The sequence below is a fragment of the Dellaglioa sp. CoH-57-MRSF-20 genome (assembly GCF_056781955.1).
In genome coordinates this window covers 1-323 of sequence record NZ_JBXAXV010000204.1, presented here as the reverse complement: position 1 = coordinate 323, position 323 = coordinate 1, and the positions used below count along the sequence as shown (strand labels likewise).

The following is a 323-nucleotide window of genomic DNA, read 5'->3' as shown; positions in this document are numbered from 1 at the left end:
GTGGCGTTCGACGTTCACAGCATATACGGACTGTCAACGACCTTCACCGGTTTCTTCTTGCCTTTTATGCCAAGTGCCTCGTTTATGGCTCTCGATTCACGGCGCTTCTGATCCGCGTCCCGCACCATCTTCGGGTTCGCGCGCCGGGCCCGGGCGATGGCCGCTGCCCGCTCATCCGCGATCACCGCGCCCTCGCGTGTGACCAGCACACCCGTCTTCTTCCCCAGTTCACGTGCTATTTTGTTCTTGGGTACCACACGTTTACGGGCCTGCCGTTTTTTCTCGTTTTCCGCATCGAGTTTGGCTATGATGTCGGCCACGAT

At 58.5% G+C, this 323-nt stretch carries 1 protein-coding gene; it reads right to left on the bottom strand.

The genetic code is table 11. The features are described 5' to 3' along the window. Positions 1 to 14: 14 nt before the first annotated feature. Positions 15 to 323: hypothetical protein (locus AC1RPN_RS08780; protein WP_481763807.1), on the bottom strand; the 309-nt coding region annotated here is incomplete at its 5' end.